We start from the raw sequence: 21,393 nt of genomic DNA on the forward strand, positions 1-21,393 counted from the left end.
CACCACGTACAGTTCCGGACATGACCTCTGTCGCGCTGGCCGTCACCGACGGGATGCTTCACTTCGAACTCTCCGTGGCGTACGAGGTGTTCGGCCCCGCCCCGGCCGACGTGACCGTCCCCTGGTACGACCTCGCCGTCTGCGCGCCGAACGCCGTGCGGGTCGGCCGGTTCCGGCTGGAGCCCGACCACGGGCTCGACCGGCTCCGGCACGCCGACACCGTGATCGTCCCCGGCTGGGCGGACGTCGACGCGCCGCTCGCCAGTTCGGGTAGGTCCTCCGGTGCGGCGTCCGTGTCGACGCCGGGGAGGCGCTTGAGCGCGGTGGTGTCGAGCAGGGTGCAGGCGTCGAGCCCCGAGCCGCCTTCAGCTCTGGTCGGACGCGAGCTCGGCGGGGAGCGCGATGCCTTCCCGGTCTCCACGACGCGTCGAGCTGAGTACGCCGGGCCTGCCTTGCGGAGGCACGGATCCGGATGGTGTCGCTCGTCCGGGTTCCGGCCGCCGCACGCCTGTCCGCCCTGCCACGCGTCGGCACAGGTGAGGCAGGAAGGCGTAGAAGCGGTCGGACAGGAACACGGCGTCCGCAACGATCATCGCGCCGGAGAAGAGAGGCAGCCCCATGAGCACCGCGATGCCGAGGTGCATGCCCAGCAGCATGGTGAGAACGGGGTACTTGAGCCTGCCGAAGAGCACGAACGGGAAGGCCACCTGCAAGAGCACCGTCATATAGCCGGCGATCGAGATCAGGATCGTGTGCTCGTCCACGAGGTGGGAGAGGGCGGGCCAGGGCTGGAAGAGTCCGAGGTTCAGCACGTAGTGGAGAGCGGTGCCGCCGCCCCAGGAAGCGCCCTGGACCTTGTACAGGCCTGCTGACCCGTAGAGGAAGCAGACTTGTGCCGCGATGACGAGCATGCCGCAGTTGTGCACCACCGTGGTCAAGGTGGTTCGGGCATCTCGGAGTTGCTGTGCGGAGCGGCTCCTCACCGGCTGCGGCGCGTTGCCCGCACCGGCCGCCCTGAGCCGGTGTCTGCGTGCGTCCAGGGACCAGCGCCGACCGCACGCGGTGAGGACGAGGTAGACGGACATCAGCAGGAGCAGGTTGTCGCCCCCGTCCGTCATGAAGATCGCTCGGGCATGGAACGAGATCACTACGACGGCGAAGAGCACGGACATGACGCGGGTCCGCCAGCCCAGCAGGAACAGCGCGGACGTGACGAGGGCCAGCGCGTAGCAGAGCTCGAAGTAGGTGCGACTGTCGGACAGGGTCAGGATGCTGTTCCACCCTGTCTGGTCGAAGAGCTGTCGCGCCAACGCGGGTGTCCACGGGGAGTCGGGGCCCCAGATCTCGGTACGGTGCGGGAACTCGCGCAGCAGGAAGATCAGGTAGAGCAGTCCGTAGCCGATGCGCAGCACCGACGCGGCGTACAGGGACACCGGCCGGCCGGTCAGAAGCTCCCCCACGGCACTGATCCGGTTGACGAGCCGCCAGGCAACGCCGGAGGACGCAGTCGCGTGCCCCGTCGGCCGATGGGGTGTGGGTGCCGTGGGGGCGTTCTGCGGGATCTGAGGGACCTGGGGAGGCTGGGGAGGCTGGGGGGTCTGCTCATTTCCCATGGGGGGTCACCTTCCACCAGGGCAGAAGCCGGTTCTCGACGGGTGTCGGCGGGCGGTTGCCGACCGCGGCGCCGGAGGCGGCGATGGGCAGGGTGACGACGCGGAGCTGAACGAAGTCGACAGCGCCGCCGTTGTGGGCAGCGACGCGGTCCGCGGCGATGTTGCGCAGATACCTCTGCATCATCAAGGCCCGTTCCGTGTGCGCCTTGTCGTCCCCGCCGTGTGAATCGACATAGCAAGTCCAGGCGCGGCGCAACAAGTTCTGCGCGGTGTGGCTGGGGAACGGGTCGTGCTCGACCGCGGAACTGTCCACGGCGGTCAGGTCGAACCAGGCGCTCACCCGAACCGAGCCGCCGGAGTCGGTATGCGCGGTTCTCGCCAGAATCTGCCGGTTGACGGATTCGGGGTCCGGGGCGAAAAGCCGCCAATTCTGTTCGAAGAAGGGATACACCCATGCGTTGATCAGCGGGCTGTATCTCTTGGAGACGGTGTTGACGGGCGCCACATGAAGGAAGACCAGAACGACATGGACGAGAGTCGTCGCCACGCACAGGATCACGGCGGTGCACAGCCCCACTTCCAGTGCACGGGCACCCTTCGACCGCCTGACGGACAGGGGATCGTCGTCAGGACATTCCTGTACGGCCGGACCGGAATCGGAGTGCTGGAGTTCCTGCACGTCCGCTGATTCAATTCCGCTCGACACCGCCCACCCGGTCTTTCTCATATCAGCTGCTCGCGTCTGACTTTTTCTGCGGACCCTGCCATCGGTGGCGCGCAGCGGATTCGATGAGGATTCCGCCGCGCGCCGTCATCCGATGAGCGGGCTTGCTGCAGCGCGCTGCCTAGTCCTTGGAGCCCTTGGAGCCCTCGTAGCCCTTGGAGTAGTCGTCGGCCTCGTGGCCGTTGGGTACGTCGGCGTAGCCGTAGTCCTCGTCGGGCTGCTTGTCGTGGTCCGGCTTACCGGGCGCGACATCGTGCCCGGCGTCCGGCTTCCCACCGTGCTCCGGCGCTTCAGGCCTGCCGCCGTGGTCCGGCGCCTCAGGCCTGCCGCCGTGCTCCGGCGCTTCGGGCCTGCCGCCGTGCTCCGGCCCTCCCGGCCTGCTGTCGTGGTCCGGCGCTTCAGGCCTGCCCCCGTGCTCCGGCCCGCCGGTGACGTTCCCACCGGTGACGTTCCCGCCGACGGTGTTTCCGGCGGTGCCGTTCCCGGCCGTGTTGCCTTGCGTGTTCCCGGAGGTGGAGTTCCCGGCGGTGTTGCCCGCGGTGTTCCCGGACGTGCTGCCGGCGATGTTGCCCGCGGTGCCACCGCTCGTGACATCGAGGATGGGTCCACCCAGGACGCCACCGGTGACCAGCCCTCCGCTGACCAGCCCACTGGTTGTCGTTCCACCGGTCGTGCCGGCGGTTCCGGTCGTCGTTCCACCAGTGGTGGCGGCCGCGCAGTTGCTGAGGAAGATCCTGTTGTTGTTGAGGGTCACAGAGCCTGCCTGGGTCAGCAACCGGCCCTCGATGTTCGCCCCCTGGTTGGCGCCGATCGAGATCCCGGCCATGAGGGTGCCCACGAAGCTGGAGGTGACGCCGAGCGTCGCCGAACTACCGATCTGCCAGAACACGTTGCACGCCGAAGCGCCGTTCGTGAGGAGAATCCGGCTGGAGGTCGCCGTCGTCAGGGCTTCGGGAATCTGGAACACCCAGACCGCGTCGGCGCTGCCCTGACCGTCCAGCACCAGGTCGCCGGTGATGCCGACACCAGCCGTGGCATGGTAGACGCCGGGAATCAGCGCCGGACCTCCGCCGATTCCCGCCGGAAGCGCGAAGTCCACGGCCTGGCCGGCGGCGTTGTTGTACGCCACGAGCAGGTCGGCCTTCGCCTGGAGGGCCGCGGCGTCCGCAGCGTGCACGGCACCTCCCACCAGGCCGGGAGGGAATCCGGTGATGGCCGGATTCGGGTGCGTCCCGAGGTCGTGCGCGAGCACCGAGTTGCCGGTGTTGGTGACTCCCTGACCCGCCAGAACGGAATAGCTGGCGGTTGTGCCCAAAGGTACGGGCAATGCGATCGCCGACGCCGCCGTGGGCGTCAGGAAAACCATCGCAGCGGCGACCGATGCGGCAAGAGCCGAGGCCAGCAAGCCGGACAAAGTACGGCGGTGAGCCGCTTGAGGGATCTTCAGCTTCATCTAAGGGCCATTTCCTGTGCGGGCCGGGGCGTACCGGGCCCTACGGATCGCCCGGGAAGCCTTTTTACTGCGCCGCATATTACGCAGGAACATTCGCGCATCGACCATAAACAAGGGGGGGAAATTTCTTCTCATTCAAACGGCGCAAGCGCGATAAAAAACATTGAAATTCATACTTCCGATCATCCGACCTGCCCTCGGAACACACAGGGGCCTGCATCAGAGTCAGTCGGCCCGGGGAGTGGAACCGGAGGTATTCGTGTGTCCGGCTCGCGCGAGGTGACCACGGCACCTGCACGCCCGGTGCGGGGCTCACCCGGCTCGGATCTCCGCGAGGTCGAACTCCCAAGTACCGCGCGGTGCACAGGACATCCGCACGCCACCACGCCTGGATACCGTCCACATGCTGGGAATGAGCCACTCCGCCCCGCTCTCGCACCTGGCGAGGACTACGCTGCTTGCACAGACGTCCCAGACCCCGACGGCACGTCGTTGCTGAGCACAGATCGCCGCGGGGAGCAGGCCCGTCGCGCGGCGTATCCCTGGAGGGAACCGGGTGGTTCCGCAGTCCTGCCACGCAGGCCGGCGAGTCGGCCGTTGCCCAACCTCCGCCGAATGTACTCCGCAGCCGGAAGCGGGCCGACGGTGCCGGAATCCCGGCGCCTCCGAGTCCGCTGCCGGATGGTTTTCCGAACCGAGGCGTCATGCCCCTTCCGCAGCTCGCCGTCTACCGTCACGATCGCAAGAAACGGGCACTGATCACGCTGGCCGGTGAGATCGACCTGGAAACCGCGCCCCTGGTGCGCGCATCACTGGAACGGTGTCTGCACGACGGCATCCGCACCATCGACGTCGACCTCACCCCCGTCACCTTCTGCGACTGCAGCGGCCTCAACGCCTTCCTCCACGCCTCACAGCGCATCACCGCGGCCGGGGGGACGCTGCGACTGCACCGTCCGCCCCGGACACTGGTCCTCATGCTCGACATCACCGGCTGCGCATTCCTGCTCCTGGGCGTCCCGTTCGGGCATCTTCCGCCTCCTCCCGCGAACGCCCCGGGCACTACCGTTCCCGTCCTGCCGCATCGGTCCGTTCCGCCTGTACCTGTCCTGTCGGGCGGTGCGGTGTGATGGCCCGGCCGGGGTTCGCCATGGTGATCGCGGAGACGGACAGTCCGGTGGGGTGCGCCTTCGGGTTTCCGGTACACAGCGACGGCCGCCGGTGGCTCGGCTTCGAGCGGGAGAGGCTGCTGACCGACCACCAGGCGGCCCTCGGCGCCACCTTGGTGGATCGGGCCGACCGCCCGGCCCTCGCCCGGACCCGGTGGCCCAGGTGAGGTCCGACAGCCGGTCGGCCCGGATCCAGCTGCTGGTCGCCGAGCAGGCGGCCCGGCGGGGTGCCCGGGTCGGCGTGGTGGATGTGTGCACCGCGGCCGTGGCCGCGCTGCCGGTCGGCGGGGCCGGACTCTCCGCGATGTCCAGAACCGCGGCGAGCCATCCGTTGTGCAGCACCGACGATGTCAGCGAGCAGTTGGAGGAGCTCCAGCTCACCCTGGGCGAGGGGCCTTGCGTGGATGCCTTCACACAGGGCTCGGCCGTGCTGACGCCCGATCTGCTCATCGCTGAAGTACAGGACCGCTGGGCCGTGTTCGCCGACGCGGCCCTGGAAGCCGGGGCACGTGCCGTCTTCGCCCTCCCTCTGCAAATGGGGGCGATCAGCCCCGGAGTTCTGGACCTGTACTCCCACGTCCCGTGCCGGTTGAACGCGGAGGAGCTGGCCGACGCCCTGGCTTTCGCCGACGCCGCCACTCTGGTCCTGCTCGACTCCCGGATCGACGGGGAAGAGGACCTGGCCGGCGGATGGCCGACGGACGGTCATTTCGAGGACCTGGGCGCGTACCGTGCGGAGATCGACCAGGCCACCGGCATGCTCACGGCCCAGCTCGGAGTCGGTGTCGAAGAAGCCTTCGTCCGACTGCGCGCCTACGCCTACGCGCGGGGACGCCGCCTCGGCGCGGTGGCCGCCGACGTGGTGGCCCACCGGCTCACATTCCCCCTGGGCACGGACGCGGAGCGGACCGATGATGAAACCTGACTGCTTCGTCGGGCCAGGACGCCGAACCAAGACGCCGAACCAGGAAGCCCACGCAAGAAGCCGGACCAAGAAGCCCGGCCGAGAAGCCCGGCCAAGAGAGCGGACCAAGAGCCGGAGCAAGAGACCGAACCAAGAGACCGGACCAGGAAATGCGCAGCGCTTCCCGCCGCTCCGGGCCGGGATCAGTCTCGACAGAAGGTGTGCACGATGAATCAGCGACTCCTGGCCAAGACCTTCGTCGAGCTGGCGGACAACCTGGTCGCCGACTTCGACCTGATCGATTTCCTGCGCCTGCTGACCGACCGCTGTGTGGGCATGCTCGGCGCGAGTGCCGCGGGCGTACTGCTCGCGGACCGCGACGGCGAACTCCGCGTCATGGCCGCCTCCGACGAACAGGTGCGTCTGCTGGAGCTCTTCCAGCTCCAGAACGACGAGGGGCCCTGCCTGGACTGCTTCCACACCGGAACGCCGGTGATCGTCCCCGACCTGACCCGGGAGATCGACCGCTGGCCGCGCTTCGTCACGGCGGCCCACCGCAGCGGGTTCGGGGCGGTCCAGGCCCTGCCGATGCGTCTGCGGGACGAGGTCGTCGGAGCCCTGAACCTCTTCCGCACCACCCCCGGTCCCTTCGACCCGGATGCCACGCCACTCGCCCAGGCCCTGGCCGACGTCGCCACCATCAGCCTGCTGCAACAGCGCTCGACGCACCGCAGCACCGTCCTCAACGAGCAACTGCAGAGCGCGCTGAACAGCCGCGTCCTGATCGAACAGGCCAAGGGAAAACTCGCCGAGCGCCGGGGTATCGACATGGAACAGGCCTTCACCACACTGCGCGGTTACGCCCGTGCTCACAACCGGCGCCTGTCCGACCTGGCCCGCGCCTTCATCGACGAATCCGAACCCCTCCCCGGCCTGCGGTCCTGACCGATGTCACGGCCTGTCAGCAGCAGCTCCCAGGCTGTGGTTCACGGGCTTGTGGTTCACGGACTTGTGGTTCACGGGCTTGTGGTTCACCGACTCCGCTTTCCGGGCCGGACGGCCGCCGCCGATGGTGCTCGGCGGCGGCCGTGGCGCGAGGACGCGAGGCCCCCCGGCCATCGTGTCCTCGCGCGCTGTCCTCCGCGGCGGCGGGGTGGCGGGAGCACCCCGAGTGGAAAACGCCAGGAGGACGGAAGCTGGAGCCGCTGTCTCCGGCGATGCGGCTCCGGCCGGCCTCGATTGCGACTCGGGGGCTGGGAGCCTGGGTGGGGGACTTTCCGGTTCCGCTGGTGACTCACACGGAGGAAGTCCCGCCTGCCCTGCTCGGAGCCTAGAGCAGATGCAGGACGAGCGGAACAGGGCATGACGTACGATTTCTCGCCTCGATGCGGCTGGGGAACAGGCCATGGGCGAGGCGGGAAGATGTGCCTCGCCCGCGAGCACGAGACCGCCGAGGTCGGCACGGAATCCACCGTCATCGGCGCCCGGGTGGCGCGGTTCCGGCCAGGACCCGGCAGCAGCGATCGGCGGCCCTGGGGACCCCGTCGGCCGCCCACGGGGTCCCCTCCGGCAGGCAGCGGCGTCGCGGCGGTCCGGGGTCTATGCTGATGAGCAGACGTCCCAGACCCCGGCGGTGCACGGCCAGTTGGCAACGATGCCGGTCCCGGCACGTCTTCCGGTCTCCTGAACCGAGGCGCCCCATGCGCACCCCGCGGCAACCGCACGAACCCGAACGCTCACAGGCCTCCGCCATGGACACGGTACGTCTGCGCCGGCTGAACCGCTGGCAGGCCGAGGGCCTGCGGGAGGACCTGGCGGATCTGTACGTGGAGTCTTCCCCCGCCTTGCCGGGTGAGGAGTTCCACGACCGGCAGGAGTTCCTGCACCGCCTGGCGGACGACGTGCAACTGCCGGGATTCGACATGCTGGTCGCCGAGGCGGCGGCCCTGACCGGCTGTGTCCTCGGGTTCCCCGTGCCGCGCGACGGCTCCTGGTGGCGGGGGTTCGACGGGCCGCTGCCGCAGAATCTGGAGCAACTGACCGCGTCCGGGCATGTCTTCGCGATCCTTGAGACCGTCGTCCATCCGCACCAGCACGCCCGCGGACTCGCCCGTCGTATGCAGGAGCACCTGCTCTCCGACCACCAGGCCTCGCTCGGCGTCACCCTGGTGGTTCAGTCCGATCGTCCGGCCCGTGCCGCCTTGAAGGACTGGGGCTGGCAGGACGTGGGGCAGATGCACCGGCTGCCCGGACCGACAGCCCTACGGCTACTGGTTCTTCCCCTTGGAGAGCGCACGGCGAATCATCCGGACGGCCTCGCCCACAACGACCGGACCCAGCGGCCCGAATAGCAGACCGCCGGGCCAAGCCCCAAGAACTCCCCCGTGTCGCCCCGTGTCGCCCCGTGTCGCCCCGTGTCGCCCCGTGTCGACATCACGTTGACTCCGGAAGGCTCCGGGCGTTGACTGACAGGCACGGCGTTGGGCCATGTCACTCCGGATCATTCGGGCGCGGCATTCCCCCTTCCCGCTCCGCCCGGCCCCCGCGGAACCAGGAAATCCCCGCGATCCGGAGGCCCGGCGATGTCACGGATTCCGCTGGGCCGGGCCGCCCGTCACAAAACCCTCGAACGGCAGGGAAAGGTCGAACGGGTCCGACGCCCACGTACGACCCCGCCGTCACCCATGACGTCCGGCCGGCACCACGCACAGGGAAGCGGCACACGATGATGTACGACCAGACACGCGCCCAGCAGTCCCCGGACCAACGGCCCGGTTCCGCCGGGCGCCGAACGCCGGGTCCGGAGCCGCTGGTCCCGTCGGACAAAGCGGACGAGCTCGGCCTACGGCTCCAGCACGCCATCAACACCTTCCCCGACAGCCCACGCCAGGCCTTGGAAGAGGCCGAGGGCGCATTCGACGAGGCCGTCGCTCACCTCATGAGCGCCCTCACCGAACGCCGGCACGTGCTTCACGCGGGCTGGCAGGACCAGGACCCCGAATCGCCCTCGACCGAACTCAGGCTCGCACTGAGGCAGTACAGGGAGATCACACAGAGGCTGCTGCGCATGTAGGTGCTCACCGCTCCGTCCCGTCCGCCGGGTCCGTTCGGCGGGTCCGGGGAGTAGCGTGGAGCCATCGAGAGTATTTCGCACACCGGCCTTCATGCCGGTGTCGTTCTCGGCGAGTGACGACACCGGGCCGCCGCCCACGGGCAGCCGCCGGGAGAACGGGTGCGCGCGATGTCCGCGACCACCGAACGAGCCCAGCTGCGGATCGTGCCCTTCAGGGCGCCGACCGTCCGCCTCGCGCTGAATCCCGTGAACACGTCCCCAGGGCTTCTGGACGGCGCCTGGTGGCCCCGCTCCCGGGACCTCAGCCACGAGCTCTCCGCTCTGGCCGACGTACTGGATCCGCTGTGGGGGCGGATCACCCGGATCGCCGTCAACCCGACGTACTGGCCCACCATCCCGAGTCGCGTGCCCGTCAACGGCCATGCGGTGAAGGTCGGTTGGTTCACACGGGAGTTGGATCCCCACGAGATCCTGTTGCTGTCCTACACCGCGGGCCGCTGGGACCTGCTGGTGATCCCGCCGGAGACCAGCGCCCCGGCGGCCGCACGTCTGATGGCCGCCGCGAGCGGGAGCTCCGACCCGCGGACGACCGCGAGCGCGCTCATGGCGGCGGAACACGCCCTCCACGGCTGCTCCGTGGCCGACGGGGACCAGGATTCCGCGGGGTCCGCGGAGACCGGGGAGACCGGGGAGGACGAGGGTGACACCACCGCCTACCCGGCCGCCGCGGCCCCCACGGCGGACCGCTCGTAGGGGCCGGGCCCGCCGGCCGTCTCACACCCGGCGGGCGGCGATGCGGTCCGGCGTGGGCCAGCGCACATCCCGTACCCAGCCGAGGCGTTCGAAGAGGCGGATGACGGCGGCGGACGGGTCGAGCTGACCGCGGTCGACACCGTGCCGGGCGCTGGTCGGATCGGCGTGGTGGAGGTTGTGCCAGCTCTCGCCGAAGGAGAGCAGGGCCAGCGGCCACACATTGGTGGCCCGGTCATGGCGGCGGGTCCGGAAGGGCCGCTCACCGATCACGTGGCAGAGGGAGTTCACGCTCCAGGTGACGTGCTGGAGCAGAGCGATACGCACGACTCCCGCCCACAGCAGGGCAGTCAGCCCGTGCAGCCAGGAACCGCCGATCGCCCATCCCAGCGCGAACGGCAGCGCGAGCGTGAGGACGCACAGGGCCGGGAAGGCCCGGGAAACGGCGTGGATGTCGCGGTCGGCCAGCAGATCGGGCGCGTACCGCTCCGCGGGCGTGCGGTCGTTGCGGAACAGCCAGCCGACGTGCGCGTGCGCCAGCCCGCGCAGCTGGCCGCGCAGATGCGTGCCGTAGCGGTACGGGGAGTGCGGATCACCCGGCCGGTCGGTGAAGGCGTGGTGGCGACGGTGGGTGGCGACCCAGCCGATGACCTCGCCCTGGAAGCTCATCGACCCGGCCACCGCGAGCGCGATGCGCAACGGCCGCACGGCCCGGTAGCTGCTGTGGGTGAAGCCGCGGTGGAAGCCGACGGTCACGCCCAGTCCCGTGACCGTGTACAGGACGAGGGCGAGCACGATGTCGGCGGGATGGATGAGGCTGCCCCAGAGCAGCCGGCCTGCCAGGCCGAGCGCCAGGAACGGCAGCACGACGATCAGCGCCGTGATGGTCACGTACAGCCGCTCGCCCCTGCTGCGGGCGGGAATCGGACCGTGGGACGGGAAGGCTCCGGTCCCGTCGTACCCCGCGGCGGGCGGCTGGACGACGTCCGGCGGGGCGCCGGACGGACGGCGGACAGAGCTGAGAGACATGGGCACTCCTTGACCTCGGGGCGAACAGTGCGGCCGGGGTCACGGGCTGCGTCTCTTCGGCGGTCCTGCGGATGAAAGGGAACGCGCCGACGAAAGAAATGAAAGGGGAGGAGAAAGGGGAGAGGAGGGGAGCTGAGGGGAGGCAATCAGGTGGCGCGGGGGTCGGTGTGCGTCAGGTCCGCGGCGCATCCCCGCACTCCGCGGAACGGACACGCTTCGGGGTCGGCCGGACCCACCAGGGACTGTCAGGTCGGTGCGCGGCTTTCGGATGTCATAGGGCGGAACCTGCCCCGGACCAAAGCGGCCCGTGTCCGCTGCGCGACGAGGACGAGACCGGTCAGGTCACCGGCGTACGACGTGCCCTCGGCAGACCCCACCGTACTCCTGTCGGCCGCCCCAACCGCCAGAGTGCGGGCGAGAGTACGGTGGACGGTACCGAGAGCATTTCGCACACCGGCTCCACGCCGGGTCGTTCTCGGTGAGCGATGAAGCCGGGCCGTGGCCCCAGGGGACAGCCCGGAGACGGGTCCGCATCATGTCCGCGACCTTCGAAGCAACCCTGCCACGGCGTGCACCCGTCGCGGCTCCGCCCGCCCGCCTCGCGCTGAACACCGACGGCGACGGCCCGCCGCCGACCGCGACCGCGCTCATCGCCGCCGACCGGGCTCACCACGGCGCCTTCGCCCCCGTCTCCGCGGCCGTCTCCGGCCGGCCCAGCCGCCTCGTCGTCGGAAGGTGAGGCGCCAGCACCATGGACATCTACCTGACCATCGCCGCGTTCCTGCTGCTCATCGCGGCGGCGGCGTACGTGATCCACCGGCTCAACAGCCAGCACGCCGAAAGGATCGCCGTGCACCGGTACAGCAGCCTTCTGCCCAGCCGCCGGCACGGCCACAACACGGCCCGGCCGGCCGCCCAGCCGGACCCGTCCGAGACGACGCGGGCCGACCGACGCGACCACCGCGACGGAGGCCGCGGCCGCTTCCCGCCGCGCCGCCACCGGAGCCGCACCGCCCACAACGAGAGGTGAGCCGTCCGGACACTCCCCTTCGTCGACCGGCGGATCCCAGGAACCGAGGCACACGCCATGACTCTTCCGCGCCTGAACATCTACCGGCACGACCGGGGGAGTCGCGCGCTCGTCACCCTGGCCGGTGAGATCGACTCGGCCACGGCACCTCTGGTGCGCGCCGCTCTCGAGCGGTGCCTCGGCGACGGCATCGCCACCATCGACGTCGACCTGACCACGGTCGGTTCCTGCGACAACAGCGGCCTGAACGTCTTCCTCGACGTGTCGGAACACGCCACCACGACGCAGGCGTCGCTGCGGCTGCACCACCCGTCCCCACCGACCGCGCGGCTCCTCGCACGCACCGGCTCCACTCCCCTGCTCCTCGGCACTCCGACGGCTCCGGTGCCGCCGTCCCTCCTCCAGGACCTCCGCGCGGCGGCTCCCCCGTCGAGCTGACAGCGCGCCGATCGGCTTTCGCCCCCGCGGCCGCCAGAACCGGTCGGATACCTCCCCATCAGCCGGTATTTCCGCACATCCCCGAAGCTCCACGACCGGCCGCCCCGCACGGCCGTACGCTGACCGTACGGCAGCCCGTGACCCCGGCCCTCTCCGTGCAGTCCCGCACCGCGCAACAGAGGCACTGCGCAAGGCGAAAGCCACCCCACAGACCTAGGAGTTGGGTCATATGGGCCTGCATCCCGACCTGTTCGACGAGTGCCACGTGGTCCGGGCGGGCGGCGAGCTGGATCTGACGACCGCCCCGGCCTTCGCCCACGCCCTGCAGGACGCCCGCCGAGGCACCTGCCGCCCGTACCTCATCGTCGATCTGAGCGGCGTGACGTTCATGGACGGCAGCGTCCTGGCGCCGCTGTGCTCGGCGTGGGAGGACTGCCGCGAACGGCTGGGGTGGGTGCGCGTCGTGTACACCCGGCCGTGCGCGATCCTCGTGTTCCGGGCCGCCGATCTCCTGGACCGGTTCCCCCCGTACGCCAGCGCCCAGGACGCCTGGCAGGACGTGCCCGCGAACCTCGCGGCGCCGGGCCGAGCCACGTGACGCCGTCGGCCGATACGCGATGCGGTGCCTGTACACAACTGGAGCCGCTGCCTTCGGCAGTGTCCGCCCGGTTCAGCCCGTCGGCGGGTGGACGGGGCAGGTGGTGATCCGGATGCCGGGGAGTGAGGGGACGGGGGTGTCCGGGGGGACCCGGCGCAGGACGAGCCGGCGCAGGTCCGGCAGTCCGGCGGTCATGGCGGGCAGGTCCGCCTCCGGTGACCAGTTGAGGATGACCGAGCGGATGCCGCTCACCTCGTCGAACCTGATCCCCCGCGCGCCGGCCACCAGGCTCAGACGGCGTACGTGCAGGCCGGCCGGGAGGCGTTCCAGGCCGCGCGGGCGTGATTCCAGGCGCAGGCTGTCCAGCCGTACGCCGGCCAGCCTGGCCAGGTCCGCCTGGGTGGTGATGCCGGAGATGACGAGCCTGGACAGCCGCAGCTCGCGCAGCGGGGACAGGTCCACGGGCAGGGCGCCTGCGTTCCTGGCGCACCGGTCCAGGACGAGGACCCGCAGCGAGCGGGCCCCGGCCAGGGGGCGGAGCGAGGTCATGTCGTTGTCGCGCAGGGTGAGGCGGCGCAGGTCGGGCAGGTCGGCGAGCGGGCTCAGATCGAAGACGCTGTTGCGCAGCGTCAGGGTGCGGATGGTTCTCAGATGGCGGATGTGGTCGATGCGGCGGCCGTTCTGCAACTCGACGTCGAACCGGCTGAAGTCGATCTCGCCGAGCACGTCACGCGCGTACGTCTCGTAGTCCCCGTGCCGGCCCCACGCCTCCAGCAGTTCGTTGATCATGCGGCTGGAGAAGCCCGCCACGATGTACTGGAGGATCTTCTCGACGCCGCCGGGCGGGTTCCAGCGGGCCGCGATCCGGGCCACCGCGCGCACCACCAGCACGGCCTGCTCCTCATCGACGCTTCGGGGGTCGGGCAGCAGGTCGAGGACGAACGGGCCGGCCTCGGCGAGCTGGTCGGCGGCGGCCTGGCCGCGGGGCGGAATCAGCTTGGCTATGGCCCTGTTGACCTGAACGCGGACGTCGGGCGAGTTCCCGTCCTGCTCCGGGAGGACGTCGGTCTGCTCCAGGATGGCGGCCGCGAGCAGGTACAGGGCGTCGCTGTGGCCGGGTTCGGCGTCGCCGCGCTCCAGCAACTGCCGCAGCAGCAGGATCCGTTCGGAGGGACGGGCGTGCGCGCCCGCCATCACCACCACGTCGTGCCAGTGCGGCTTGTCGGCGTTGTCCAGCAGCAGCGGCAGGTTGTCCTCCTCGACCACCTCCTTCGCCGCGAGGTGGTCACGGAAGGTCCGGTGTACGAACTCCAGCGAGCCGTCGGGCAGTTCGCGTACGACCCCGCTCTGGTGAGCCAGGTACTGCAGCACCCGTTCCGGGTCCCCGTCGCCGCGCAGCCCGAGCATGGACGACTGCACCCGGCGCCGGGCGAGCTGCGGGGTCAGCACCAGCTGGCGGTTGGTGACCAGCCAGAACGCGATCCGCTGGAGGAGTTTCAGCATCCCCTCGCCACGCAGCGGCGGTTCGGCCCCGACGCCCGAGTCGGGTGCGGAGCCGTCGGACGCGCCGCCGGCCCGCTCGCCGTCGTCCAGCGCGCGGTGCCGCAGCCGCAGATGCGGCCAGCGCACCAGCAGCAGGTCCAGGGCCGCGTCGTAGACCTGCTTGCGGCTCTCCGGCAGATGCTCCGCGCGTTCCAGGTGCAGCGCGCACAGCAGCCCGCACAGCAGCGGGTTGGCGCTCATCCCGCGCAGCGCGGGCCGGTTGGACAGGGTGATCAGCAACTGCCGCTCACAGCGGGTCAGTTCCCTGCGCACCTCGTCGCCGAGGGCGGTGGCGGGCTGGTCGTCGCGGGCCGCGTCGTGCCAGCCGTGCACGTACTGGTCGATGCTGTGACGGCTCATCGGCAGCAGGTCGTACCGCTGGAAACCACGGTCCGCCCACCACTGCTCGGCCACCGCGGAGGGGCGGGTGGAGACGATGCACCGGGTGCCGGGGTGCGCGTCCACATGCTCGTCCACCCAGTCCTCGACGTGCACCCGCTCACGCGGGGGTATCTCGTCCAGGCCGTCGAGGAGCAGCAGCACACGGCCCGCCGCCAGCATGCGCCGTACCCAGCCCGCGGGCATCTCCGGGCGCAGCACGGGGGCGATCAGCTCGTCCAGGGAGGGCGGCCGGCCGCCGCTGAACCGCGCCAGCTCCAGGACGAACGGCACGGGGGCCGGGTCCCCCGTGTCCTGCGCGGACCGCGAGGACCGCGCGGCGTGCACGCCGAGCCAGCGCAGCAGTGTGCTCTTGCCCGAGCCGGCCACGCCGCGCACCAGGGCGCGCTCCTGGTCTCCGAGGGCCTGGTCGGCCCGGACTCCGGCGGTCACGGCGTTCTTCGGCTCGTCGCCGGTGTCCCGCGGGCTCACCGTGAGGGGGACGTAGCCGGTGGCGAAGGTGTGGCGGCGCGGGATGCCTCGCGGGTCCACGCCGAAGAACTCGAAGCGGTTCAGTGTGCGTGCCACGAAGGCGCGGTACCTGTCGGCGAACTCCTCGTCCGCCCGGTCGGGGGCCGGCACCACGTCGGGCAACTGCGTGGACCGCTCGGGCACCGACAGCAGTTCCCGCAGCCGGGCCCGCCGCTCGGCATCGAGTCCGTCGAGCGCCAGGTCGAACCGCGCGGCGGTCAGGATCCCCAGGTCGTCCCCCGGGTGGTGCTGGGTGACCACGCCGACGATCCGGTCCTCCGCCCACAGCGCGGCCCCCGACATGCCCTCCCACGGAGACACCGCGCCGCCCGTCCCGGGGGCGAGGAGCGCGGGCCGGGCGGACACGACCACCTCCAGGGTCCGCTCCCGCCAGTGCGACAGGAGCGCCACCGACCCGACCACGTGCGCGCTGTCCCTGAACCAGGTCGTCGTGGTCCGGGTGCCCGTGTTCCCGGTGTCCGCCGCACGCGAACCACCGCGGTCGCGGCGCAGCTTCCACCGGGGGAAACCCACCGCCTGCACCGGCAGTTGGGCGGCCCGTGTCCCGATGCGCCCGAACCGGGCCGGCGCGGGCGCCGGTTCGCCCGGCCGTGGCGGGATGGTCACCACGGCGATGTCCGAGGCCGCGTCGGCCGACCAGGACACCGCGTCCGTGGTCCACTCTCCGGGCAGATCGGGCTCGAACCGTACGCGTACGAAGACGGCGTCCTCCAGCAGGTGGGCGGCGGTCAGGACCACCTCGGCGGTGGCCCGGTAGCCCGAACCGCGCCGCCGCCCCTCGGTGTGGGTCACCAGCAGCTCGGCGACACGAGCACGGTCGAGGGTCCCGGTACTCACCGCTCGCCGTCGACTTCCTCGCCGGAGATCAACGGCCTGCGATCGGGGGATCCGGTGATCCGGGGCTCCAGCACCAGCTTGATCCGCTGGGTGGCGGTGTGGGACACCTTGCCCTCGGTCCCCAGTTCCGCGACCCAGAACCTGACCTTTCCCCCGGCCCCGCCCTCCTTGCCCACGGCGAGGGCCAGCTCCAGCTCGACCGGTCCCAGTTCGAACCGCAGCCCGGCGTCCTCACCGGCGCGCATGGCCTCGGCGAGTTCCGCCCTCAACTGCGCGATCAGTTCCGCCAGTTCCACGGCCGCCATCCCACCCTCCTCGGTCTCCCGGGTCGTGCGGATCTCCTGACGCGACTCTCCTCGGAAAGATATATTGCCGGTCAATCAGGTCAGAAGCCGATCCGGGGGGACGAGTTGGCCGACGAGATCCTCGAAGTGACCATCAGGGCGGACGGACGGGTCGAGATGCACCTCCAAGGTGTGGAGGGCATGGCATGCCTGGCCGACACCCAGGAACTGATCTCCCGGCTCGGCGGCGAGGTGGAGGCGCAGGAACTCACCGCCGAGGCGTACGTCGAGATCGGCGAGGAACACCACGACCGGCTATGGGAGTAGCGGGTGAACCGGCCGCCGCCGATCCCCGGTGGCGGCTGCATTCGACGCTCCCCCGCAGTGCGGCGAACGGTCCGGGCGTGCGTTTCGTGGTGTGGAGCCAGGGGTGCGGTCTGGGCTGCTCCGGCTGCTTCAATCCGCACACGCATTCCCCGCACGGAGCCGAGGTGCGGCGGGTCGCGGACGTGGTCGACGAGGTGCTCGCCACCGACGGCATCGAGGGAGTGACCCTGACCGGTGGTGAGCCCCTGGAACAGCCGGACGCGACCGGGGCGTTCTGTGCCGCGATCCGGCGTCGTACGAACCTCGGCATCATCGTCCTGACGGGGTTCACCCGCGCCGAGGTGGAGAGCGACACGCGCCGTGCCGCGGCGGTGGCCGACGCGGACCTGGTCATCGCCGGGCGGTACAACGCGCGGCTGCGGCTGGGCGCCGGGCTGCGCGGCTCGTCCAACAAGGAGTACTGGGCACTGACCGACCGGTACGGCGCCGCGGACCTGGCCGACGTACCCGAGGCGGAGTTGGTGATCGGTGCGGACGGCTCGATCACCCTGACGGGCATGCAGATGTGGGAGGGCGGTCCACGGTGACCATCGAGAATGACATCGGCCTGTATCTGCGGGCCCGTGTCCCGCTTCTGGTACTGGTCACGGTGGAGGAACAGCGCGCGCTCGCGGTGCTGGACGCGGCGCGTACGGCTCGGGACGCGTCCGGGGACCTCGTCAGCTGGGACATCGCCGACGGGTTCCGGTCGGCGGCCGGACGCAGCATGCCCCAGGCGCCGACTCCGGAAAAGGCCCTGGAGAAGATCGGCGAGATGGTGAAGGCCGCGCCCAAGAAGCGCGACCTCTACGTACTGAAGGACTTCCACGAGTTCTGGTCGAAGAGCCCGGTCGTCCGGCGCAAGGTCCGCAACCTGGCGCACGAGCTGGTGTACACCGGGTCTTCGCTGGTGGTCACCATGCCCGTCCGTGAGGTGCCCCGGGAGCTCAACGACGACGCCGTGATCCTGGACCTGCCGCTGCCCGACGCCGAGGCCCTGCGGTCCGAACTGGACCGTATGATCACCGCGACCGGCGGCATCCGCTCCGAGCTGACCGTGCACGGCATGGCCCGGCTCGCCCAGGCGGCGCTGGGCCTCACCTCCACCCAGGCACGGCGTGCCTTCGCCAAGGCGATCGTGCGCGACCAGGTGCTCGACGACCGGGACATCGGCGCCGTACTGGCCGAGAAGAAAGCGGTCATCCGCTCCTCCCAGGCCCTGGAGTTCACCGCGCCGGAGGAGACCCCGGACGACCTCGGCGGTCTGGAGGCGCTGAAGCGCTGGCTCACCCTGCGCGAGCGCGCCTTCGGCGACGAGGCGGCGGCCTACGGGCTGCCCGCCCCGAAGGGGCTGGCGCTCATCGGCATTCCGGGTACCGGCAAGAGCCTGACCGCCAAGATGATCGGAGGCATGTGGCAGCTGCCGCTGCTGCGGCTGGACGTCGGCGCGCTCTTCGGATCGCTGGTCGGCGAGTCCGAGGAACGGGTGCGCCAGGCACTGACCCTGGCCGAGACCGTGGCGCCCTGCGTGCTGTGGATCGACGAGCTGGAGAAGTCGTTCGCCGTCGGCGGGGGCGGTGACTCGGGGACGTCGCAGCGCGTTCTGGGCACCCTCCTCACCTGGATGCAGGAGAAGACCAAGCCGGTCTTCGTCGTCGCCACCGCCAACGACGTGGCCGCGCTGCCGCCGGAGATGCTGCGCCGCGGCCGCTTCGACGAGGTCTTCTTCCTGGACCTGCCGACCGAGGCCGAGCGCCGCGAGATCCTCCACGTGCACCTGCGCAAGCGGCGCCGCGACCCCGGCCGGTTCGACACGGCGCAGCTCGCGCGGCTGTCCGACGGCTGTGTGGGCGCCGAGCTGGAACAGGCCGTCGTCGACGCCATGTACCGGGCCTTCGCCGAGGACCGGGACATCACCACCGGTGACATCGTCGAGGCGATCGGGCGGCTGGTCCCGCTCAGCCGCTCCCAGCGGGAGTCCATCGAGAACCTGCGGATGTGGCTGCGCGACGGGCGGGCACAGTCCGCCTCCTTCGCCGAGGCCGAACGGGCGGCCAAGGCGCAGGTACGGCTGGAACTGGCGTGACGAAGGACCGCGGGGAACGAGAAACAGCGAGAGACGGCGTACGACGTACGGCGTGACGGGTCCGCAGGGGGGAGCAGGCCGGTGCTGAGCGAACGGCGGAGCGAGCGCTGGCTGCGCGTGTCCGCGGGGGAGAACGCCACCTCGTGGTGGGGCTTCAGGGCGCGCGGAGCCTGGCGGCGGCTCTCCGCGACCGCGCTGGAGGGCGATCCGCAGGCCGTGGCGCTGCTGTCGCGCGCCGCGCGGGAGGACGGCCATCCACGACGGCAGGCCGCCGGTGAAGTGATCGCCGAGCGCTGGGACACCACCCGCGATCCGGATCTGCGTCAGGTCGTCCTGGACACCGGGGCGTTGGCGCCGCACGGCCTCGCCCGGCTCCGGACGGCCGCCCTGCACGAGCGGCTGTCGGACCTCTGGCCCCCGGAACAGGCCGATGCCGTACACGAGTTGCTGTCCGACCCGGACCCGCAGATCCGGCACTCCGTGGAAACGGCCTGTACGACCGCCACCGGAGAGCTGTCGCGGGCGCTGTGGCGGATCGCCTCGCGCCCCTTCGAGCACACCGCCGACGGGCCCGCGTCCGCGCCGGTCCCCACGGACCTGCCCCCGCTGACCTCCGTACTGCTGCGCGCCGCGGCAGCACCGCCCGCCGAGGCGCTGGCCGCGCTGTGGACCGCCTGGCTGCACTCCCCCGACCAGCGGCTGCTGACCGCCCTGTCCGCGTGGCAGGCACCCGCTCCGGGAGAGCCGGAACGCGGCGCGAGTCTCGTCGTCCTGGAGCCGGACGTCTCCCGGCTGACCGGACCGGCCACCCGTGCGGCCCTGTTCCGGGCAGCCGCACGCACCGGCCATCCGCTGGGGGACATCGCCCGCCGCAAGATCCTGGCGGCGCTCACACCGGAGCTGGTGGAGGCCCTCTGCGACGAGGCGCTGTCCGTCCCGGAGCTGGTGCCGCTCTGCGTCGAGAAGCGGCTCGCCCCCAAGGACCCCGTCCGGCGGGTCGTGTTCTTCCTGCTGACCGGGCAGCTGGACCAGTACCGGGGCATGGACCCCGACGGCCGGCTGCTGGAACTCGCCTACGCCTCCGCCGCCCCGGAGACCCGCACCCGGCTCCAGCAGGCCATGCGCGCCACCGGCGGCCTGGATCTGGTGCGGATCCTGGTGGGCAGCGACCGGCGGGCGCGGATACCGGAGATGGCGGAGGACGAGCTCGCCTATCTGGCCCGGCAGCTCGCGGCGCGCGGGGAATGGCCGCAGCTGTGGAACACGGTGCAGGACGTGGCCCCCTCCGTCGGGCTCGGGCTGATGGCTCTCTTCGGGGACTGGGCGCCGCGCGACGAGGACGGCCGCCGGGTCTTCGAGATGATGCGGCGGGCCGACCCCGAGTCGGCGCGCAGGTTGGTGCGGGGGCTGCAGGACTGGTGGCCGACGGTCACGCGCAGCAGCCGTATCCACTTCTACGGCAGGGTCAACGACGTCTCCTTCGCCCCCGACGCTCCCCTGCTGGCGATCGCGGGAACCCAACAGGTCGCCGGCGTCGTCGACCTGACACGGGGACAGCTGATCGAGCGCTACGACTGTTTCCACTCCTCGGTCGGATACGTGGTGCACACCGGCGGCGGTTCGTTCGTCGGCGCGGAACGCACCAACAACAGCCACGCGAGCCGCCGGCTCGTGCGCTGCGGCGACGGCGGCCACCAGGTGCTGCACAAAGACGGCCCCATCACCGCGCTCACCCTGAGGACCACGGACGGCGCCTTCGCCGCCGGAACGCGCGGGGGCCGGATCCTGCTGGGGGCACCGGACGGCACGGTCGAGGCGGTCTCCGTGCAGAAGCTCGGCCTGAACCCCCAGAGCGACTGGCCCCGGGCGGTGACGGCGCACCTCGAATCCGGCCGGCTGGCGGTCCTCGCCCGCGAGCTGGCCGTCACGGACGGCACCGCCACCAAGGTCGTGGCCCACGGCGACGGCGGGATGATCATCGGCCGGGCGGTGTTCACCGGCGCCGACTCGCTGGTCGTGGCGAGCAAACGCGGCACCATCCAGCAGCTGACACGCAAGGGCCGAAAGCTGGTCCCCGGCGCTGTCAACGCCGGGATGATCCGCGGCCTCGAAGCACTCCCCGGCCGCGGCGAGGTCGTCCTCGTCGACGAGAGGGGACAGATCGTCGTCCTGGACGCCCAGTCGCTGGAGCAGAAGTGGTCGTCCCAGCCGGAGAAGGCCTGGCCCGCGGTCACCAGCGCCCACCTCTCCCCGAGGGGCGAGTTCCTCGCCGTCGGGTACGACGCGGGCCACACCGACCTCTACGACCTGCGCACCTGGTCGCTGCCCTCGCTGATCGCCAGACCCCTGGTGGCCTGCGTGCCCGCGGACCTGGGCGTCGTGACCGGCGCGCGGGCCGCGCCGGATCTGCCCGCGGCGGCACGGGAGTACCTGGAACTCCTGCACGACCTGCTGGAGTACCGCTTCCGCTTCGACATCGAGATCGGCGAGATCGGCGACCTCGCCACCCTGTCCGCCGGTGAGTACGACATCAGCCTGTGAGACCGCATGTGAGACCGGCTGTAAGA

Annotated in this window: 22 protein-coding genes and 1 pseudogene; 17 read left to right on the plus strand and 6 right to left on the minus strand. The window is 70.9% G+C overall.

Annotation, left to right across the window (positions count from 1 at the left end; all coding sequences use genetic code 11):
* Positions 1–20: 20 nt before the first annotated feature.
* Positions 21–251 (plus strand): annotated as a pseudogene (locus RV986_RS25180) (AraC family transcriptional regulator); the annotation flags it as partial.
* A 114-nt stretch (positions 252–365) separates the two neighbouring features.
* Here RV986_RS25180 and RV986_RS25185 read toward each other — a convergent pair.
* Both RV986_RS25185 and RV986_RS25190 read right to left on the minus strand, forming a co-directional pair.
* Positions 366–1,613, minus strand: a complete 1,248-nt coding sequence (locus tag RV986_RS25185; protein WP_475919563.1) for an HTTM domain-containing protein — start codon at positions 1,611–1,613, stop codon at positions 366–368.
* Positions 1,603–2,118, minus strand: a complete 516-nt coding sequence (locus RV986_RS25190; protein ID WP_475919564.1) for a DUF5819 family protein — start codon at positions 2,116–2,118, stop codon at positions 1,603–1,605. The genes RV986_RS25185 and RV986_RS25190 overlap by 11 nt, the downstream gene beginning before the upstream one ends.
* On the opposite strand from RV986_RS25190, the gene RV986_RS25195 reads away from it, so the two are divergent.
* Positions 2,119–2,301: a hypothetical protein gene (locus RV986_RS25195; RefSeq protein WP_475919565.1), complete on the plus strand. Its 183-nt coding sequence runs from the start codon at positions 2,119–2,121 to the stop codon at positions 2,299–2,301.
* Positions 2,302–2,458: 157 nt separating this feature from the next.
* Here the strand turns inward: RV986_RS25195 and RV986_RS25200 are convergent, their stop codons facing one another.
* Entirely contained in the window at positions 2,459–3,652 is a 1,194-nt protein-coding gene (locus RV986_RS25200; protein WP_475919566.1) for an ice-binding family protein, read from the minus strand.
* A gap of 842 nt (positions 3,653–4,494) precedes the next feature.
* On the opposite strand from RV986_RS25200, the gene RV986_RS25205 reads away from it, so the two are divergent.
* The 7 genes from RV986_RS25205 (at position 4,495) to RV986_RS25235 (ending at position 9,689) form a co-directional block, all read left to right on the plus strand.
* A complete protein-coding gene (locus RV986_RS25205) occupies positions 4,495–4,920 on the plus strand; it encodes an STAS domain-containing protein (RefSeq protein ID WP_475919567.1) in 426 nt (141 codons plus the stop codon).
* A complete protein-coding gene (locus RV986_RS25210; RefSeq protein WP_475919568.1) occupies positions 4,920–5,126 on the plus strand; it encodes a hypothetical protein in 207 nt (68 codons plus the stop codon). Before RV986_RS25205 ends, RV986_RS25210 begins: the two co-directional genes overlap by 1 nt.
* Complete coding sequence (locus RV986_RS25215) at positions 5,123–5,884, plus strand: GAF and ANTAR domain-containing protein (protein WP_475919569.1); 762 nt, start codon at positions 5,123–5,125, stop codon at positions 5,882–5,884. Before RV986_RS25210 ends, RV986_RS25215 begins: the two co-directional genes overlap by 4 nt.
* Before the next feature lie 207 nt (positions 5,885–6,091).
* A complete protein-coding gene (locus RV986_RS25220; protein WP_475919570.1) occupies positions 6,092–6,808 on the plus strand; it encodes a GAF and ANTAR domain-containing protein in 717 nt (238 codons plus the stop codon).
* A gap of 806 nt (positions 6,809–7,614) precedes the next feature.
* Complete coding sequence (locus RV986_RS25225) at positions 7,615–8,214, plus strand: hypothetical protein (RefSeq protein ID WP_475919571.1); 600 nt, start codon at positions 7,615–7,617, stop codon at positions 8,212–8,214.
* Between the two features lie 374 nt (positions 8,215–8,588).
* Entirely contained in the window at positions 8,589–8,936 is a 348-nt protein-coding gene (locus RV986_RS25230; protein ID WP_475919572.1) for a hypothetical protein, read from the plus strand.
* 168 nt (positions 8,937–9,104) lie between these two features.
* Positions 9,105–9,689 carry a DUF5994 family protein gene (locus RV986_RS25235; RefSeq protein WP_475919573.1) on the plus strand — a complete coding sequence of 195 codons (585 nt, stop codon included), beginning with the start codon at positions 9,105–9,107 and terminating at the stop codon, positions 9,687–9,689.
* A gap of 21 nt (positions 9,690–9,710) precedes the next feature.
* On the opposite strand, the gene RV986_RS25240 is transcribed toward RV986_RS25235, so the two are convergent.
* Positions 9,711–10,715, minus strand: a complete 1,005-nt coding sequence (locus RV986_RS25240) for an acyl-CoA desaturase (RefSeq protein ID WP_475919574.1) — start codon at positions 10,713–10,715, stop codon at positions 9,711–9,713.
* Positions 10,716–11,250: 535 nt separating this feature from the next.
* Between RV986_RS25240 and RV986_RS25245 the strand changes: the two genes are divergently transcribed.
* The 4 genes from RV986_RS25245 to RV986_RS25260 all read left to right on the plus strand — a co-directional run bounded on the left by RV986_RS25245 (position 11,251) and on the right by RV986_RS25260 (position 12,781).
* Positions 11,251–11,454: a hypothetical protein gene (locus tag RV986_RS25245; RefSeq protein WP_475919575.1), complete on the plus strand. Its 204-nt coding sequence runs from the start codon at positions 11,251–11,253 to the stop codon at positions 11,452–11,454.
* A 12-nt stretch (positions 11,455–11,466) separates the two neighbouring features.
* The gene (locus RV986_RS25250; protein WP_475919576.1) at positions 11,467–11,745 is read left to right on the plus strand and encodes a hypothetical protein; all 279 of its coding nucleotides are present in this window, start codon (positions 11,467–11,469) and stop codon (positions 11,743–11,745) included.
* Positions 11,746–11,802: 57 nt separating this feature from the next.
* On the plus strand, positions 11,803–12,183 hold the full coding sequence (locus RV986_RS25255) for an STAS domain-containing protein (RefSeq protein WP_475919577.1): 381 nt from the start codon (positions 11,803–11,805) through the stop codon (positions 12,181–12,183).
* Positions 12,184–12,412: 229 nt separating this feature from the next.
* Positions 12,413–12,781 carry an STAS domain-containing protein gene (locus RV986_RS25260; RefSeq protein ID WP_475919578.1) on the plus strand — a complete coding sequence of 123 codons (369 nt, stop codon included), beginning with the start codon at positions 12,413–12,415 and terminating at the stop codon, positions 12,779–12,781.
* 72 nt (positions 12,782–12,853) lie between these two features.
* Here the strand turns inward: RV986_RS25260 and RV986_RS25265 are convergent, their stop codons facing one another.
* Together RV986_RS25265 and RV986_RS25270 are read right to left on the minus strand one after the other, a co-directional pair.
* The gene (locus RV986_RS25265; RefSeq protein ID WP_475919579.1) at positions 12,854–16,090 is read right to left on the minus strand and encodes an NACHT domain-containing protein; all 3,237 of its coding nucleotides are present in this window, start codon (positions 16,088–16,090) and stop codon (positions 12,854–12,856) included.
* Positions 16,087–16,395 (minus strand): trypco2 family protein, encoded by a 309-nt coding sequence (locus RV986_RS25270; protein WP_475919580.1) that lies wholly within the window; start codon positions 16,393–16,395, stop codon positions 16,087–16,089. Before RV986_RS25270 ends, RV986_RS25265 begins: the two co-directional genes overlap by 4 nt.
* 105 nt (positions 16,396–16,500) lie before the next feature.
* On the opposite strand from RV986_RS25270, the gene RV986_RS25275 reads away from it, so the two are divergent.
* The 4 genes from RV986_RS25275 (at position 16,501) to RV986_RS25290 (ending at position 21,367) form a co-directional block, all read left to right on the plus strand.
* A complete protein-coding gene (locus RV986_RS25275) occupies positions 16,501–16,701 on the plus strand; it encodes a DUF2997 domain-containing protein (RefSeq protein ID WP_475919581.1) in 201 nt (66 codons plus the stop codon).
* Positions 16,692–17,288 carry a 4Fe-4S cluster-binding domain-containing protein gene (locus tag RV986_RS25280; RefSeq protein WP_475919582.1) on the plus strand — a complete coding sequence of 199 codons (597 nt, stop codon included), beginning with the start codon at positions 16,692–16,694 and terminating at the stop codon, positions 17,286–17,288. The genes RV986_RS25275 and RV986_RS25280 overlap by 10 nt, the downstream gene beginning before the upstream one ends.
* Positions 17,285–18,826, plus strand: a complete 1,542-nt coding sequence (locus RV986_RS25285) for an AAA family ATPase (protein WP_475919583.1) — start codon at positions 17,285–17,287, stop codon at positions 18,824–18,826. Before RV986_RS25280 ends, RV986_RS25285 begins: the two co-directional genes overlap by 4 nt.
* Before the next feature lie 81 nt (positions 18,827–18,907).
* The gene (locus RV986_RS25290; RefSeq protein ID WP_475919584.1) at positions 18,908–21,367 is read left to right on the plus strand and encodes a hypothetical protein; all 2,460 of its coding nucleotides are present in this window, start codon (positions 18,908–18,910) and stop codon (positions 21,365–21,367) included.
* Positions 21,368–21,393: the final 26 nt, after the last annotated feature.

The sequence above is a fragment of the Streptomyces sp. RLA012 genome (assembly GCF_056270325.1).